Source organism: Acinetobacter sp. S40, assembly GCF_016624705.1.
GTDB lineage: Bacteria > Pseudomonadota > Gammaproteobacteria > Pseudomonadales > Moraxellaceae > Acinetobacter.
The window spans coordinates 23719-39685 of sequence record NZ_JACVTU010000007.1; the positions used below are offsets into that span (position 1 = coordinate 23719).

Annotated in this window: 15 protein-coding genes and 1 other RNA gene; 4 read left to right on the top strand and 12 right to left on the bottom strand. The window is 41.2% G+C overall.

Translation table 11 applies throughout. The features are described 5' to 3' along the window. Positions 1-58: 58 nt before the first annotated feature. From IAE19_RS10125 to IAE19_RS10140, 4 genes are all read right to left on the bottom strand, one after another. Entirely contained in the window at positions 59-1291 is a 1233-nt protein-coding gene (locus IAE19_RS10125) for an FAD-dependent monooxygenase (RefSeq protein ID WP_200460823.1), read from the bottom strand. Further along, positions 1288-2493, bottom strand: coding sequence for a 2-octaprenyl-6-methoxyphenyl hydroxylase (gene ubiH, locus IAE19_RS10130; RefSeq protein WP_200460824.1), 1206 nt, complete (start codon positions 2491-2493; stop codon positions 1288-1290). The genes IAE19_RS10125 and ubiH overlap by 4 nt, the downstream gene beginning before the upstream one ends. Positions 2494-2520: 27 nt before the next feature. After that, on the bottom strand, positions 2521-3846 hold the full coding sequence (gene pepP, locus IAE19_RS10135) for a Xaa-Pro aminopeptidase (RefSeq protein ID WP_200460825.1): 1326 nt from the start codon (positions 3844-3846) through the stop codon (positions 2521-2523). 61 nt (positions 3847-3907) lie between these two features. Further along, on the bottom strand, positions 3908-4540 hold the full coding sequence (locus IAE19_RS10140) for a UPF0149 family protein (protein WP_151832718.1): 633 nt from the start codon (positions 4538-4540) through the stop codon (positions 3908-3910). A 64-nt stretch (positions 4541-4604) separates the two neighbouring features. Here IAE19_RS10140 and IAE19_RS10145 point away from each other — a divergent pair, with 64 nt between their 5' ends. The 3 genes from IAE19_RS10145 to ssrS all read left to right on the top strand — a co-directional run bounded on the left by IAE19_RS10145 (position 4605) and on the right by ssrS (position 5734). Next, positions 4605-5165, top strand: coding sequence for a hypothetical protein (locus IAE19_RS10145; RefSeq protein WP_200460826.1), 561 nt, complete (start codon positions 4605-4607; stop codon positions 5163-5165). Then, a complete protein-coding gene (locus IAE19_RS10150) occupies positions 5162-5446 on the top strand; it encodes a cell division protein ZapA (protein ID WP_151832716.1) in 285 nt (94 codons plus the stop codon). Before IAE19_RS10145 ends, IAE19_RS10150 begins: the two co-directional genes overlap by 4 nt. Before the next feature lie 102 nt (positions 5447-5548). Beyond that, a non-coding RNA gene (gene ssrS, locus IAE19_RS10155) (6S RNA) lies at positions 5549-5734 on the top strand. A 444-nt stretch (positions 5735-6178) separates the two neighbouring features. Here the strand turns inward: ssrS and catA are convergent. From catA to IAE19_RS10195, 8 genes are all read right to left on the bottom strand, one after another. Beyond that, positions 6179-7114 (bottom strand): catechol 1,2-dioxygenase, encoded by a 936-nt coding sequence (gene catA, locus IAE19_RS10160; RefSeq protein ID WP_200460827.1) that lies wholly within the window; start codon positions 7112-7114, stop codon positions 6179-6181. A 671-nt stretch (positions 7115-7785) separates the two neighbouring features. Further along, positions 7786-7929 carry a zinc ribbon-containing protein gene (locus tag IAE19_RS10165; RefSeq protein WP_004929145.1) on the bottom strand — a complete coding sequence of 48 codons (144 nt, stop codon included), beginning with the start codon at positions 7927-7929 and terminating at the stop codon, positions 7786-7788. 130 nt (positions 7930-8059) lie between these two features. Beyond that, complete coding sequence (locus tag IAE19_RS10170) at positions 8060-9310, bottom strand: hypothetical protein (RefSeq protein ID WP_200460828.1); 1251 nt, start codon at positions 9308-9310, stop codon at positions 8060-8062. 11 nt (positions 9311-9321) lie between these two features. Further along, positions 9322-9540, bottom strand: coding sequence for a hypothetical protein (locus IAE19_RS10175; protein ID WP_200460829.1), 219 nt, complete (start codon positions 9538-9540; stop codon positions 9322-9324). 77 nt (positions 9541-9617) lie between these two features. After that, positions 9618-12239: a Fe/S-dependent 2-methylisocitrate dehydratase AcnD gene (acnD, locus tag IAE19_RS10180; RefSeq protein WP_200460830.1), complete on the bottom strand. Its 2622-nt coding sequence runs from the start codon at positions 12237-12239 to the stop codon at positions 9618-9620. Between the two features lies 1 nt (position 12240). Then, positions 12241-13398 carry a 2-methylcitrate synthase gene (prpC, locus tag IAE19_RS10185; RefSeq protein WP_200460831.1) on the bottom strand — a complete coding sequence of 386 codons (1158 nt, stop codon included), beginning with the start codon at positions 13396-13398 and terminating at the stop codon, positions 12241-12243. A gap of 200 nt (positions 13399-13598) precedes the next feature. After that, on the bottom strand, positions 13599-14483 hold the full coding sequence (gene prpB / locus IAE19_RS10190) for a methylisocitrate lyase (RefSeq protein ID WP_200460832.1): 885 nt from the start codon (positions 14481-14483) through the stop codon (positions 13599-13601). A 45-nt stretch (positions 14484-14528) separates the two neighbouring features. After that, entirely contained in the window at positions 14529-15197 is a 669-nt protein-coding gene (locus IAE19_RS10195) for a GntR family transcriptional regulator (protein ID WP_200460833.1), read from the bottom strand. 434 nt (positions 15198-15631) lie between these two features. Here IAE19_RS10195 and IAE19_RS10200 point away from each other — a divergent pair, with 434 nt between their 5' ends. Continuing rightward, positions 15632-15832, top strand: coding sequence for a hypothetical protein (locus IAE19_RS10200; protein ID WP_200460834.1), 201 nt, complete (start codon positions 15632-15634; stop codon positions 15830-15832). Positions 15833-15967: the final 135 nt, after the last annotated feature.

Sequence of the window (15967 nt, forward strand, 5' to 3'; positions counted from 1 at the left end):
TTTTAACCATATTGGTAATAATATATAAATGATTGTTTAAAAAATATCTACTCTCTCATTAAATTGCATATCGCGTGTTCTTCAAACCATGTAAACCGCTCGCTTGCTGCATAAAAGCATCTTTAAATAAAGTGGAACGATTGACCTGACGCAAGCCAAAATTTCGTGCAAAAATGAGCGGTGTAATTTCAGTAGTTTCTAGCCAACCTATCGCAGACATACTATGCATCATGGCTGCATTTTGCCCTTTACGTTGATGTTCGTAGCGGCGCAAGGTTTGTTCATGTGCCCATACACCTCGTTGCAAATCATGTAGCAATACATCGCATAGCACGGCTGCATCCAGACAGCCAATGTTCACACCTTGTCCCGCCAAAGGATGAATAACATGTGCTGCATCACCAATCAGGGCCAAACCCGCTTTTACATAATGTTGTGCAGAACGGGCTTTTAATGGAAAGCGCGCGCGAGATCGAACATCTATAACTTCGCCCAACATATGCTGACTTTCACGCGTTAAAAGTTGTATAAATTCAGCATCGGAGAAAGCCGAATATTCTTCTGCATAATCTTCAGGTAAAGTCCAAACAATCGATTGCCAATAGCCATTTTCTTGCTCATCCAAACTAGCCATGGGCAAAAAAGCCAAAGGTCCTGTTGGCAAAAAGATTTGTCGTGCAACATATTGGTGTGGCTGTGTAGTTTTAATGGCACAACTGATTGCTGCTTGATGATAGTCCAATACATCCAAACCAATATAAGCCTGATCACGAACAAACGAATTTGCGCCATCAGCACCAATTAACAATCTGGTTTTTAGAATCTGACCATCTGCAAGTTCAACGCACCAACATTCTACTTGCTGTTCAACACGCACTACTTTTACCTGAGTACGATAGTCTTGAATCTGCTGCAACATTTTCTGTTGAATCACAAGATTGAGCAAACTTGGCTCAACCATTGAACCTAAAGCTTGATCAGCGGTTGGAATAAACTGAGATACTTGACCAAATTCAATCTCACCATAGCCATTTTTATTCCAGACATGCATACCTGTGTAAGGCATTTGTCGTGGTAAATCATTCCACACATTCACTGCTTTTAATAAATGAATGGTTGCCTGACTGAGTGCCAAGACACGAGGGTTCAACATACTTTTAACGTGTTCTGGATCAAGAATGGGAGCAGCATCCAGTACAGTCGCTTGTACGCCACCCTGAGCCAATAATAGAGCAGTCAGACCACCAACCAAACCACCGCCTACGATTACGACATCAAGAACATCACTCATGCTTTTAATCCCATAGCATAATTGGCGACTAAAGGTTTAATTCCCGGAATCACATCAAATGCGACTAGACCTGTATTGCGTAGCAATTTCAAGACAGGATTTTGATTACTAAAACCACGGACTACAGAATCACAGAATTTAATCACCCGCTGTTGGTCTTTTAAACGCGCTTGTTCATAGGCGAGTAAATTTTCTGGATGACCTATATCCTCTGATTGAGTTAAATGCTGAGTAATAAAACGAACTAAAACATCAGCGTCACGCAGGCATAAATTAAACCCTTGTCCTGCAACAGGATGAATCGTATGTGCAGCATTGCCCATTAACACAACACGTCCTACGGCCTGCTTATGTGCCAAAACCTGTGATAATGGATAACTAAATCGTTTACCAGTTTTCTCAAATTTTCCAGCCCGATCGCCATAGGTTTGTTGCAAAGCATCCAGAAAATGTTGATCATTTTCTTCACCCAACCATTCACTTTCAGTGCCTTTTTTAACAGGCCAAACCACAGAACGACGACTCTCTCCTGGCAAAGGCAATAAAGCCAATGGCCCAAGCGCACTAAAGCGCTCGAATCCTACGTGATTATGCGGTTTCGAGGTCTGTACAGCAGTGACAATAGCAACCTGATCATAGTCATGAACATCCACTCCAACACCAATGGCCTGACGACAAAAAGAATCACGACCATCAGCCGCAATCAATAATTTTGAAGTCAAGGTGAGTGTCTCTTGATCGCGTTTAGCATGAATCGTAACTTGCGCTGTATTCTGTTCAAGAGCAATGACTTCTACCCCATCAATCAATTCAATGAGGGGCTGCTGGCGAACTTGTGTCAACAGCACTCGACCGAGCCATGCATTCTCAATCACTTGACCAAAACTTTCGACTTTTTCTTGTTCTGCAATTAAACGCGCCTTACCAAAACTGCCTTGCTCAGTAATATGCACTTGTAAAATTGGAGTAGCATGCTGTTGTAAAGCTTCCCACAGACCAAGTTGTTGATAAATCATCACACTACGGCGCGATAATGCCGTATTTCTGGCATCAAAACTGGAATGATACGGTGCAAGCTGATCATCGTCATAATTTGGATAACGAATGGCTTCAAGCAATTGAACAGCGATATTTTGTTTGGCCAACATCAGCGCTAGACTCAGGCCAACCATTCCCCCACCGACAATAATGACTTTTTGCACGGTCACACTCCTCAAATTTGATTATCGTTATATTTTAGCTTGAGCCATGAGTTGCTCAATATCTTCAATCTCTTTAACTACTGCACCTGTCAAAACCAATGGCCCCTGAGCAGTAGCCACTACATCATCTTCGATGCGGATACCAATACCCCGCCATTTTGCTTCCACAGTTTCATCGTCAGGCGCGATATACAATCCCGGTTCAACTGTCACCACCATACCTTCTTCATATGGTCGCCATTCACCTTCTTTTTTGTAATTGCCAACGTCATGCACATCCATACCTAACCAATGCCCTGTTCCATGCATATAAAATTGGCGGAAAGCTTCGCTTGCAATCAGCTCATCCAATTCTCCGCTCAGCAAACCTAGATCAAGCAAACCCCCAGTGAGAATACGCACTGCTACTTCATGTGGTTCACGGTATGAATTCCCTACACGTACCGCATCTATCGCTGCATATTGCGCCTTGAGCACGATTTCATAAAGTGCTTTTTGTTCAGGGCTAAATTTACCATTAACAGGAAAAGTTCGTGTAATATCAGATGCATAACATTGATATTCACAAGCGGCATCGATAAGTACCAAATCACCATCTTTAAGCGCTTTGTCATTTTCTACATAATGCAATATGCAGCCATTTGCTCCGCCGCCCACAATACTATTGTACGATGGCACACAACCATGCTGACCAAATATATAATTTAATTCAGCTTCTAACGCATATTCCATCATTTCAGGATGAGCTTTTTGCATAGCACGAGTATGGGCAGCAGCACTAATATCCGATGCAATTTGCATAAGTTCAATTTCCTGTTTGGACTTAATCAAACGCATTTCGTCGACAATACGATCCAATTGCAAAATTTGCGATGGCGCTCCATTGCCACGACGCTGCTGAGCATCGGCCTGTTTAATCCATTGACTGACACGCGCATCAAACTCAGCACGATGTCCAATACGATAATAAAGTCGCTCTTTATTTAATAGTTTTTCCGCAATTTCTTCATCTAACAAATCAATAGCATATGCCTCATCAGCATCAAAATCTTCAATCGCGCCATCGATGCCTGCCCGATAACCATTCCATATTTCCATGTCACGGTTACGTTCACGGCAAAACAGACTATAGGTGTAATCATCAACTGTATCAAAGGTTTCAATGACCGCTATCGCTTCAGGTTCAGCAAACCCTGTCAGATAAAAAAAGCTACTATCGGCACGAAATTTATAATCCGCATCTCGGTTACGATAGGCTACAGGACTGGTTTCAATAATGGCAATACTGTTTGGCCCCATATGCACTGCGAGGCGGTCTCGACGAAGTTCAAAATCTGCTTGAGTCAATTTCATGAGGCTATAAATCTTTAATTATCAAGTGGTAAAGTAAAATAAAAACGATAACATCGCCCAATTAGCTTGGACGATGTGGAGTAAACATTTCAACTACGCTTTGGTTATCTTTTCGTGCAGGATCATTTTGACTTTTGGCATGAAAGTTTTTTAACAGCGAACTTTCTTGAACTGGAATTTTTTTACGCCCAATCGAAAGGCTCACAGGAATCAAGCGAACAAATTCGTACAATTCTTCGTAGCTGTTTTCACCTTCTTCATCATCATCTGAATCTTCAAATTCAACAGCTGCCACATCCTGTAAATGTTCAATCAACTCAATTTCATCACTACGAATATGACCTGATGCCAATCCAAAGCCAAGTACCACGCCTGCACTCCAGTCTGCCAATGCTTGAACACGTTCTTGCAAAGAATGTTCATCATCTGGAAGCATAGGTAAATAATCTAGCTCATCTTCCGATAAAGCGTGTGATACATCTTCTGCCTCATCTGCGAGCAGTGCAAGTGCTTCATCACTTAAATGAGGTACATTCAGTGTGGTTAAAATTTGCAACCATTCATCGCGGCTTGGCGCTTCGGTGACACAAACGATGCCCGTAAGTAAACCATGCAGCTCACTTGGGCTTGAAATCTCTTCAATTCCGTTAAAATTTGTGAACCATTCATTCCAACCTGAAATATCGTCTTGCATTCGCTTATCCAATCTCTATACTGCGTATATATTACCTTTGATTGCAATTCTGTGCGACTACGTTATGTTAGAACAATTACAGCGTCTACAGACGCATATGGGCGTTTTAAAAACGCGTTTACATCACCTTGAAAGTGAAAATGAGTCACTGACTCAAAAAAAACAACAGGATGACGAGCAGCATCATGCTCAAATTGTGCAAAAAAATGGGATTATCACCTCCAAACAGGAAGAAGTTGATAATCTGACTGAACAACTTTCGCAACTACAAAATCAATTTCAACAATTGAACACAGATGCAACCGCTCTGGCTGATCGTTATAGCCGTCTGGAAAAAAGTTGTACCGACCTTAAAAATCGTTTTCAGGAAATTTTGGCTGAACGCAATGATTTGCGCGTGACTAAAGAAAAGTTGCAGTTACAGCAACGCCATTCTCAGCAAGAATTACATGACATTCAGCAGGATCGTGATCGCTTACTTCAAAAAAATGAATTGGCTAAATCTAAAGTAGAAGCCATCATTCAACGTTTAGCGATTTTAGGCACAGAGCAGGATCAAAATGCACAGGAAATTCAGCAACTGGCTGATCCCAGTGTAGAAAATCAAGAGGAGATTCAATCATGAGTGAACAAGTAATGGTTGAATTACGATTGATTGAACAAACTTTCCGTTTAGCGACCACTTCTGATAAAAAAGAAGAACTGGAACGCGCAGGCCAAATGCTCAATGATAAATTTAATGAAATGCGCCGTAGTGCGCCACGAGTTGAGCATAATAAACTGGTCATTATGGTGGCCCTGCAACTGATGCAGGATGTACTCAGTATGAACAGATCACTTCAGGAATATGCACATTGTGAGCGTTTACTTGAAACAATCTTAAACGATGTCGAACAAATCGTATAAACAATGCAGTGGTATCGAGTAAAGCTTCACCATTTGAAAACTAAGTTTACATAACGACCGACTCAATGGATTGTCATTGAGCAAAGATCGGTTATACTAAAGCTGTCTCTGGGATGTTCGCCAGCGCGTCTGATTCCCCTGAGCCGATACTATCTTTTTAGGATAGCGCTCTGCGTATTTAGAGCGTATGCCTGCCCTGTGCAGGAAACCCAGCAAGTACGCGTCGCTTCCACCTTGAACTTAAGGGTTCAAGGGTAAAGACATTGCAGCGGCATCTTCGGAGGCATTTTTATTTTTCAATAAAATAGAATAATCGCCCATTATAGTTTTACTTCACATTATTGTTTTTAATTTGACGATTTAAATTCCATTAAATTATCTAAATAGATTGATTCTCAACTACATCCTTAAATGTTTTATATCGTGCGTTATTACGTGCGTTATTACTTGCTTAAAACTTTGATTACAACATCCACTTTATTCAGTTATTAGTTACGTTTTTATCTTTTAGTTTTTAATAAATATAAGTTTTATGAAGCAAAGAAAGCATTCTAAATTAAATTTATAATCATGACTTAAAGAAATAAAACGACTTAGAATATTCAAATAAATTAGGCAATGGTTCTTAATTATAATTAGGTCTCTTGCCTTTCTCCACGCGTCCCTACAAATGAATCAGGCCAGTGATTCACCCACTAGCCTGAACTTTATTTTCGATTTTAAAGCCTGTATTTACACAGCAAGACGCGGGCGGTCTACAACTTGGTTATCTACACCATCGACCAAGCGTGTCAGTTTCAGATCAAACACCATTTCAGCAAATGGCCCTTCTACCGCATTGGCTTTGATCGCCTCTGCATCGGTATGTTCAATCGCTTCAACCACCAGACCTTCACGTGTTGCATATGCAAAGTCGTCATACGTGTACGGATCGCCTGCTACGTTAATTTGCGTGGTCAGTTTGCGATGCCCATCTGCTGAGACAAAGTAGTGAATATGCGCAGGACGGTTGCCATGACGACCCAGTTGATTTAATAACTGTTGCGTTGGGCCTTCTGGTGGGCAGCCATAGCCTGCGGGTAAAATGGTCTGCACACGATACTGACCCTGTTCATCTGTAATAATGCTACGGCGCATATTAAATGGCTGTTGCTCACCCGTTGGATCAAAGTGGGAATAGAAACCTTTGGTATTGGCATGCCAGATTTCTACTTTTGCATTGGGTAACGGTTTACCGTCTGCATCATAAATGGTGCCGTGTAAAATCAGGGTATGGCCATTCGGATCACTGCCATCATCCATACGAGCATAACCCACTGACTCTGGTGCGCCTGCCACATAAAGTGGCCCTTCAATGGTACGAGGAGTGGTATTTTCGATCCCGAGTGCTGCATCTTCAGCATCCATACGCATATCAAGATAATGATCAAAACCCAGACCCGGTGAAAGTAACCCTGCTTCCTGACTGGTTCCCAGTTGATTGAGATAGGCCACGCCTGCCCAATATTCGTCAGAAGTAATATTTAGGTCTTCAATCGCTTTGTATAAATCTGAAAGCACACGATGGATGATTTGCTTCACACGTGGATTGCCGCCTTCTTGTTCCAGTCCGCTAGCGACACGTAAAAAGTCTTGTACATCCTGAGTATTGAATATCTTAACATCCATGGCTTTCTCCTTGAAATTGCCAAAATGAATAAATAGGGTGGCTCACTCTGCTGGCCCTACTTGCAAGCGACTTCAACATTTAGCATGATCATTTCACAATAAACTTAGCGATTAAAATGAGGCTGTTTCACTGTGAAATCATAAATGCGTTATGGATATGCGGCCTGCTTTTATATGTTCCTTAATGCTTAACTCTACCGAAAAGTCATGCGTTATCCAACACCTCTAAAAGTATGTTTTCATGCTTTTTAGGTATGTTAATTTATTTTTGGTTTAGTCCTTTCATATTGCTAGAAAGGCAAGATGATGATGCAACATATTTTTTAAAATCTATTATTATTCATCACATTAAAAACAAAAAACAAAATTACTTGAAATAAGTTTTACAGGAATCAGCGATGATCTTTCATAAAGATAATCTCATACCTTCCTATCATAAAAGGAATATTGTGTTAGACAAAAGAGAACTCTATTGTAAAGCTGAAAATGCAATAGGGGTTTAGTTGAGATAAGAAAAATTTGATTCATATATGACTAGATAATTCATTTATTGAGCATGTTTATTTTTCTACTGCTCTACTCTTTCAGAGTTTATTTTTGGATATTAAAAAGCCCTATCGATTGATAGGGCTTTCATTCATAACAGCGGATAACTGTTTGATGTGTGCAGCTTAAGCAAGCTTACTGTTAAATTGCTTGCCAAGGCATTTGGTACACGGAGGTAAACGATCAGTACCAATTTCTAAGTAAACGCGATGTCCGCATTGAACACAAAAATAGAAGCCTGTTCCAGGTTTTTCGCCAGCAGTTACCATCTTTGTTCTCCATAGATTTTAGAAATGGTATATATACTATATCTTGATAGTGTTAATTAATGATTGTCTTTTCTGACGAATGATGGTGGCGGAAAGGTGAAGATATTTAAATATCTGAATATTAGCCCTGCTAATTATCGTTACTAGCCTTAGCTGGAGTTATAGAATCGACTACTTTTTCTACTTGATTCACAAACTTTTCACCAACTTTATTTAGACCAGTTTTTTCAATTACCTCATGCGTTGGGCTGCCATGATTTACAGAATCTACTAATCTTAATGGTGCTTCTTCTAGTCTTGTTAACGCTACGTTAAACAACCTAGCTTCAAAATCAACATCAATTTTTGCTGCCTCTTTTTTATATCCCTCATATGCTTTTGCTACAGAAGCCTTAAAGTCATAATCTTCAGCAAGTTTAAAGCGTTGGCTAATTTGTTTTGTTGCTAACCAAGCAAACCATAAAGGTGCCAAAACACTTGTGAATGATAGAACAATCTGAATGCTAATAATTCCCCAGCTTATATTTGAATTATTAAGCGCCTGAGTAAGAATCTGTATTCTTTCATGTCCAATAAAAGCACCGATAGCCAAAGCAAATAATAATCCCCCCACCCATAATCTCATTGACCATTTCAAATCAGATGCGCGTTTATCAAAAGCAGCAGCTAAACCTTTTGTTGTCGTAATACGATAAGCTTCTTCACAGTTCTCTATGAGTTGCTTCGCTTGCTCATGCATCTCACTAATTGATTTTAGTTGTGCTTCAGTAGAGCTCTTATGCTCTGATACTTTTTTACGATCAAAAGAACTATCTTTTTCTAATTCAGAAACCTGATTTCTAGCTTCTCTCAAACTCTTTAAGTCTGTTGGCAAATTTTCAGCAGCTTCTGTAGCATCATTAATAAGGCTTATTTGATTGGTTAGATTTTCTTTATTAGGAATAATATTCTCTATTTCAATCTGAATCGCCCTGAGACGACGTGCCATTTGGGTTGGCATGGCTTTATTATCTTGTAAAACCTCCCATCCCATTAAAGGGGCAATGACTTGCCTTACCCATTCTAATGTTGACAGAAAAATAGGAATTGCTTGTGCTCCATTCCCATTAAACATATATGGAATAGTATCCCCATACATTAATCTAATCTTTTCAGGAATTTTCTCAATTAACTCTGCTAAATTATCTTCAAGTTGAGCTATTTCAATTCTTCGTACTTGATTACTAAGCTCTTTAGGGATATTAGCTAAATCCTGTCTTGTTAATGGAGGATGAGTCCAACCATACACATTTCTTAAAATTTGATCATCATTCCATGAATTCAAAACTACTTCAGAAAGCTCATCCAAAACTTCACACAATTGTTCTAAATTTTTATTCATATTCTCCCCACTTAATCGTATAAGTTTTTTACATTTCTCATGATATAAGAGTTTAATCCATTACCACTCTTAGCCAATGTTTTCATTTTTTCGACATGAAGTTGGCCTGCTTTATAATAGCTGTACTGATAAATTTTAAAGGTTTTATCAAACTTTACTCTTATGTATTTCTCACCAATTTCATATGCAAGGATTCCAGAATCACCATCTAAATCTAAATATTTTTCCATTCTTATTCTCAATATAAAAGCCCCACTTTAAAGTAGGGCTTTTATTAAACAGAATCAATTATTTTCAGATCAAAGTATTACGCCACTTGACCTTCTAAAAAGTCTTGTGCAAAACGCTGTAATACCCCACCCGCTTCATAAACAGACACTTCTTCTTCAGTATCTAAGCGGCAAGTCACAGGCACTTCAAGAATCTCTTCTTTACCATCCGCTGTGGCACGTTCAATCACTAAAGTTAAAGTCGAACGCGGTGCAATATTACCAATTACGCTATACAGCTCAGTACCATCCAGCTTTAAAGTCTTACGGTTTACACCCGCTTTAAATTCAAGCGGTAACACACCCATACCCACTAAGTTAGTACGGTGAATACGCTCAAAACCTTCGGCCACAATCGCTTCAACCCCTGCAAGACGCACACCTTTGGCAGCCCAGTCACGGCTTGAACCCTGCCCATAATCCGCACCCGCAACAATGATCAACGGTTGCTTACGGTTCATATAGGTTTCAATCGCTTCCCACATGCGCATCACTTCGCCTTCTGGCTCGACACGTGCTTTTGAACCTTGCTTAATGCTGCCATCTGAACGAACCACCATTTCATTAAACAGTTTCGGATTGGCAAAGGTCGCACGTTGTGTGGTTAAGTGATCACCGCGGTGCGTTGCATAAGAGTTAAAGTCTTCCTCAGGCACACCCATTTTCGCCAAATATTCACCAGAAGCACTGTCTAACACAATCGCATTCGATGGAGACAAGTGATCGGTGGTAATGTTGTCACCCAAGATCGCAAGCGGACGCATATTGGCTAAAGTACGTGGTGCAGCCAACGCCCCTTCCCAATACGGTGGACGGCGAATATAGGTACTCATTGGACGCCAATCATACAATGGGCTTGCCGCTTCTTCATTGACACCCAAATCAAACATCGGAATGTAGATTTTACGGAACTGCTCAGGCTTCACTGCTTCTTTCACAAGCGCATCAATTTCAGCATCCGAAGGCCAGATATCTTTCAGATAAATTGGATTACCGTCTTTGTCATTTCCGAGCGAATCTGTTTCGATATCAAAACGAATGGTTCCTGCAATCGCATACGCCACAACGAGTGGTGGAGATGCCAAAAACGCTTGTTTTGCATATGGATGGATACGACCATCAAAGTTACGGTTACCCGAAAGTACCGCAGTCGCGTATAAGTCACGATCAATGATTTCTTGTTGAATCACTGGGTCAAGCGCGCCTGACATCCCATTACAGGTGGTACATGCATAGGCCACGATACCAAAACCAAGTTTTTCAAGATCACCCAACACGCCTGCTTCTTCTAAATACAGCGCAGCTGCCTTAGAACCCGGTGCAAATGAAGATTTCACCCAAGGTTTACGGACCAAGCCCAGTTCATTGGCTTTATGTGCCAATAGACCTGCGGCAACCGTGTTACGTGGATTAGATGTGTTGGTACATGAGGTGATTGCAGCGATAATCACCGCACCATCAGGAATTAAACCTTCTGCTTCTTGTGCCTTGGCAAGCTCTAAATTCCCTGCAATGCCTTTTGCTTTCAAGTCAGCCGTAGACACACGCGCATGCGGGTTTGATGGGCCTGCAATGTTACGGGTTACTGTTGAAAGGTCAAAACGAAGCACACGTGGATATTCAGCTTTGGTCATATCTGATGCCCAAAGACCAATTTCTTTGGCATACTGCTCAACCAAAGCCACTTGCGTATCTTCACGGCCCGTCAAACGTAAATAATCAATCGTGTTCTGGTCGATGTAAAACATGGCCGCAGTTGCGCCATATTCAGGCGTCATATTCGAGATGGTTGCACGGTCGCCCACAGACATGCTGTCAGCACCTTCACCGAAGAACTCTAAATATGCACCGACGACACGCTCTTTACGTAAGAACTCGGTCAATGCCAATACGATATCCGTTGCCGTAATGCCTGCTTGTCGTTGACCAACAAACTCAACCCCGATAATGTCTGGTAGACGCATCCAAGACGCGCGGCCGAGCATGACGTTCTCAGCTTCCAAACCACCCACACCCACTGAAATGACGCCAAGCGCATCGGTATGTGGCGTATGTGAATCTGTACCGACACAGGTATCAGGGAAAGCTAAACCATCACGGTTTTGAATCACTGGAGACATTTTCTCCAAGTTGATCTGATGCATGATGCCGTTGCCCGCAGGGATCACGTCGACATTTTTAAAGGCTGTTTTAGTCCACTCAATAAAGTGGAAACGGTCTTCGTTACGACGATCTTCGATTGCACGGTTTTTCTCGAACGCGTCTGGGTCAAAGCCACCGAATTCAACTGCCAAAGAGTGATCCACGATCAACTGAGTTGGAACCACGGGATTGACTTTAGATGGATCACCGCCTTTATCGGCAATCGCATCACGCAAACCAGCAAGATCCACCAGTGCGGTTTGACCCAAAATGTCGTGACAGACCACGCGCGCTGGATACCAAGGGAAATCCAAGTCCTGACGGCGCTCAATCAATTGCCTGAGATAATTTGTTAAATGCTCTGGTTCAGCTCGGCGAACCAATTGTTCTGCTAATACTTTAGAGGTATACGGTAAAGTTTCATATGCGCCTGGCTGAATATCCTCAACGGCTTGACGCACGTCATAGTATTCAAGCTGGGTATTTGGCAGTGGTTTACGATATTGAGTATTACTCATATTAGCCACGCTCCGCCAATGGTTTGAACTCTAAGTTTTCAGGACCAGTATAGTTAGCGCTTGGGCGAATAATCTTGCCATCTTGACGTTGTTCAATCACGTGCGCAGACCAACCCGCAGTACGTGCAATCACGAATAATGGGGTGAACATCGCAGTCGGAACACCCATCAAGTGATAGCTCACCGCACTGAACCAGTCGAGATTCGGGAACATGTTTTTCACTTCTTTCATCACGGCTTCCAAACGTTCCGCGATCAAATACATTTTGGTGTTTTCTTGTGCTTCAGCAAGTTCACGTGCCACTTTTTTGATCACTTCGTTACGTGGATCAGAAACGGTATAGACTGGATGACCAAAACCGATCACCACTTCTTTTTTCTCAACACGACTACGGATATCTGCTTCGGCTTCATCTGCATTGTCATAACGTTGTTGAATCACGAACGCAACTTCATTTGCACCCCCGTGTTTAGGGCCACGTAACGCACCGATACCACCTGTGACTGCCGAATACATGTCTGAACCTGTCCCTGCCACCACACGTGAAGTAAAGGTTGATGCATTAAACTCATGTTCTGCATACAGAATCAGAGACGTGTGCATTGCTTGAATCCATTCCTCAGATGGCGCTTCGCCATGCAGTAGATGCAAAAAATGCGCAGCAATGGAATCATCATTGGTTTCAACTTCAATACGACGACCGTTGTTACTGAAGTGATACCAGTACAACAACATTGAGCCTAAGCTTGCCATCAATTTATCAGCAATATCTTTTGCGCCCGCTTCATTGTGATCTTCATGTTCTGGGGTTAAGCAACCAAGGACGGATACACCTGTACGCATCACATCCATTGGGTGCGCAGATGGTGGGAGTTGCTCAAGTGCTGTTTTCAATGCCGCTGGTAAGCCGCGAAGTGCTTTTAATTTTGCTTTATAAGCTTTGAGTTCTGCCTTGTTAGGTAATTTGCCATGAACAAGTAAGTGCGCAACTTCTTCAAATTGGCTGCCGACCGCAAGGTCAAGAATGTCATAACCACGATAATGTAAGTCGTTACCACTGCGTCCTACGGTACATAGTGCGGTGTTGCCTGCGACTTGTCCACTGAGTGCAACTGATTTTTTTGGTTTGAAGCCTGTGGTCGTTTCATTACTGCTCATAAGATTGTCCTTTTCTATCTATTTAACTTTATTTTTGAGCAACTCAACGGAGTCGTGCCGAGTTCCCATCCTGTTTCAGGATAAACCTTCGGTTCACCCTACCTTACAAAACGTTGTTTCTCATTTCGGGAAAAGTAGGCACAACCATTGTTAACTGCATAGCATATTTCAACCTAAATTCTTATGAATTAAGGGATTTTTTATTTTGCTTTTTCAAACGATGCATCAAGATATTGTTCAAATGCATGGTAATTAATGCGTTCATATAATTCTTGGCGGGTTTGCATGGTATCAATCACATTCTTTTGTGTGCCTTCTTTACGCAACGTCTCATAGACATTTTCTGCTGCTTTATTCATGGCACGAAATGCTGAAAGTGGATAGAGCGCAATGCTGACATCGGCAGAAGCCAGTTCTTCTGTGGTAAACAATGGCGTAGAACCAAATTCAGTGATATTGGCTAAAATAGGTACTTTGGTTGCATTTGCAAACTGTTTATACATGGCAAGTTCAGTGATCGCTTCTGGGAACAACATATCTGCACCTGCTTCAATATAGGCACCTGCACGATCAATTGCCGCCTGTAAACCTTCAACGGCCAAAGCATCGGTACGTGCCATGATCACGAAATTTTCGTCAGTACGCGCATCTACTGCTGCCTTAATACGATCGACCATTTCCTGTTGTGTCACAATCGCTTTATTTGGACGGTGACCGCAACGTTTTGCACCCACTTGATCTTCAATATGCATAGCGGCTGCGCCAAACTTAATCATTGACTTCGTCGTGCGCGCGATATTAAAAGCAGAAGCACCAAAACCTGTGTCGACATCGACCAATAATGGTAAATCACAAACATCGGTAATGCGGCGCACATCGGTCAAGACATCATCAAGGTTACTAATCCCCAAATCTGGCAATCCCAAAGAACCTGCAGCAACACCACCACCCGATAAATAAATCGCTTTATAGCCTGCACGTTTTGCCAGTAACGCATGGTTCGCATTAATCGCACCAACCACTTGTAACGGATGCTCAGCGGCAACTGCTTCTCTAAATTTTTGACCTGCGGATGATATTGACATGAATTTTTTGCTCCTTGTCTTTAAAACTGATCTATAAAAAATGGGTTAAATAAGATGTTGCTGAATATTGCGATAAGACGAAGCAATGTGGCGGCGCATAAGAAGCTCGGCCAGCTCTGCATCGCCATCTGCAATAGCATCTAAAATACGAATATGTTCAGAAAGGGCTTTGTGTGGACGATTTGGTGTTTTTGAATATTGCACCCGATACATACGAATCAGATGATATAACTCATCACAAAGCATTTTTTCCAGAGTTTTATTGCCACAATTTTTGATGATGCAATAATGAAAATCATCCTGACCTTCTTGCAGGTAATAGCCCTTGCCTTCCTTAAAATTGGAATCCTGTGCATGTAAATGTAGTACTTCACGTAAATTTAGGATTTGTTGTTTATCGATACTTTGCGCTGCTAAACGACAGGCTAGGCCTTCTAGGCTTTCACGAATTTGATATAACTCAAAAAGTTGTTGGTGTGATAAAGACACCACGCGCGCACCGACATGGGCAGTTCGCTCCACCAGTTTCTGCCCTTCCAGACGATGAATCGCCTCACGTAACGGCCCACGGCTAATGCCATAAACACGAGCCAGTTCAGGTTCAGAAATTTTACTACCTGGAGCAATATCTCCACTGACAATCGCGGTCTGGATTTTCTTAAAAATTTGATCAGTCAGTGTTATCGAATTTAACTCTTTAACGGATTGATTCATTTCATCAGCCACAACATTGTCAACAATTCATATTCAATAACCCAAAAATAAAGGTTTAATTTGTTAAAATCAACAATATTGTCAACAATTATGCTTTCGTATAATAACCATTAAATTTCACCAAAAGCATCTTAAAACAAAAAAAACATTAAATTTCAATATCTTATGCTTTTCAAAGCAATGAGGTTCTGCTACAGCTCTGATGCAAATGATAGAACAATGCGAATCAAAGGTTGTAGATCAATATAAATTCAAGATTAAACGACAAAAAATAAGAAAATCGCCCCTCAAAAGCTGTGAGGAAACCGATATTAAAAATCGATATCAATGACGGTTATACCTTCCGTTACATAAACACCAAGGGGCAACTGTTGAATCATGTTTTTAAATCATTGACCATGTTATTTCATAAATCAGATAAGTGATAAATCGTCATGATAGATGAAGAACAACCGCTGAATTTCGATGATGATAACGAACCTTTAGATTTTGAAGATGAAGAGTTTATCGATGATAAAAAAGAAGATGAGCTTTATAATAGCATCACCAAAGATGGTTCAAGTGTTGATCCAGCCGATGATGGCGAACGTCATATTCGCCCAGAGGATGGAGACCCTATAGAAGTTGAAGAATAAATTCATTCTGTTTGATATAGCTCAACGTAATGTTGGGCTTTATTTTTTTATCTATAAAAATTAAGACAGATTAAGCTAGTCATTACGCTTTAAGACATAGTAAAGCAGACCAAAAATAGTGATAATATAACCCGC

Excerpts from the sequence above, each read along its gene's own strand:
- catA (WP_200460827.1), bottom strand. The coding sequence starts at position 7,114 with ATGGATGTTAAGATATTCAATACTCAGGATGTACAAGACTTTTTACGT.
- IAE19_RS10140 (WP_151832718.1), bottom strand. The coding sequence starts at position 4,540 with ATGCAAGACGATATTTCAGGTTGGAATGAATGGTTCACAAATTTTAAC.
- IAE19_RS10165 (WP_004929145.1), bottom strand. The coding sequence starts at position 7,929 with ATGGTAACTGCTGGCGAAAAACCTGGAACAGGCTTCTATTTTTGTGTT.
- prpB (WP_200460832.1), bottom strand. The coding sequence starts at position 14,483 with ATGTCAATATCATCCGCAGGTCAAAAATTTAGAGAAGCAGTTGCCGCT.
- IAE19_RS10125 (WP_200460823.1), bottom strand. The coding sequence starts at position 1,291 with ATGAGTGATGTTCTTGATGTCGTAATCGTAGGCGGTGGTTTGGTTGGT.
- pepP (WP_200460825.1), bottom strand. The coding sequence starts at position 3,846 with ATGAAATTGACTCAAGCAGATTTTGAACTTCGTCGAGACCGCCTCGCA.
- IAE19_RS10170 (WP_200460828.1), bottom strand. The coding sequence starts at position 9,310 with ATGAATAAAAATTTAGAACAATTGTGTGAAGTTTTGGATGAGCTTTCT.
- IAE19_RS10200 (WP_200460834.1), top strand. The coding sequence starts at position 15,632 with ATGATAGATGAAGAACAACCGCTGAATTTCGATGATGATAACGAACCT.
- IAE19_RS10195 (WP_200460833.1), bottom strand. The coding sequence starts at position 15,197 with ATGAATCAATCCGTTAAAGAGTTAAATTCGATAACACTGACTGATCAA.
- IAE19_RS10150 (WP_151832716.1), top strand. The coding sequence starts at position 5,162 with ATGAGTGAACAAGTAATGGTTGAATTACGATTGATTGAACAAACTTTC.
- prpC (WP_200460831.1), bottom strand. The coding sequence starts at position 13,398 with ATGAGCAGTAATGAAACGACCACAGGCTTCAAACCAAAAAAATCAGTT.
- acnD (WP_200460830.1), bottom strand. The coding sequence starts at position 12,239 with ATGAGTAATACTCAATATCGTAAACCACTGCCAAATACCCAGCTTGAA.
- IAE19_RS10145 (WP_200460826.1), top strand. The coding sequence starts at position 4,605 with ATGTTAGAACAATTACAGCGTCTACAGACGCATATGGGCGTTTTAAAA.
- IAE19_RS10175 (WP_200460829.1), bottom strand. The coding sequence starts at position 9,540 with ATGGAAAAATATTTAGATTTAGATGGTGATTCTGGAATCCTTGCATAT.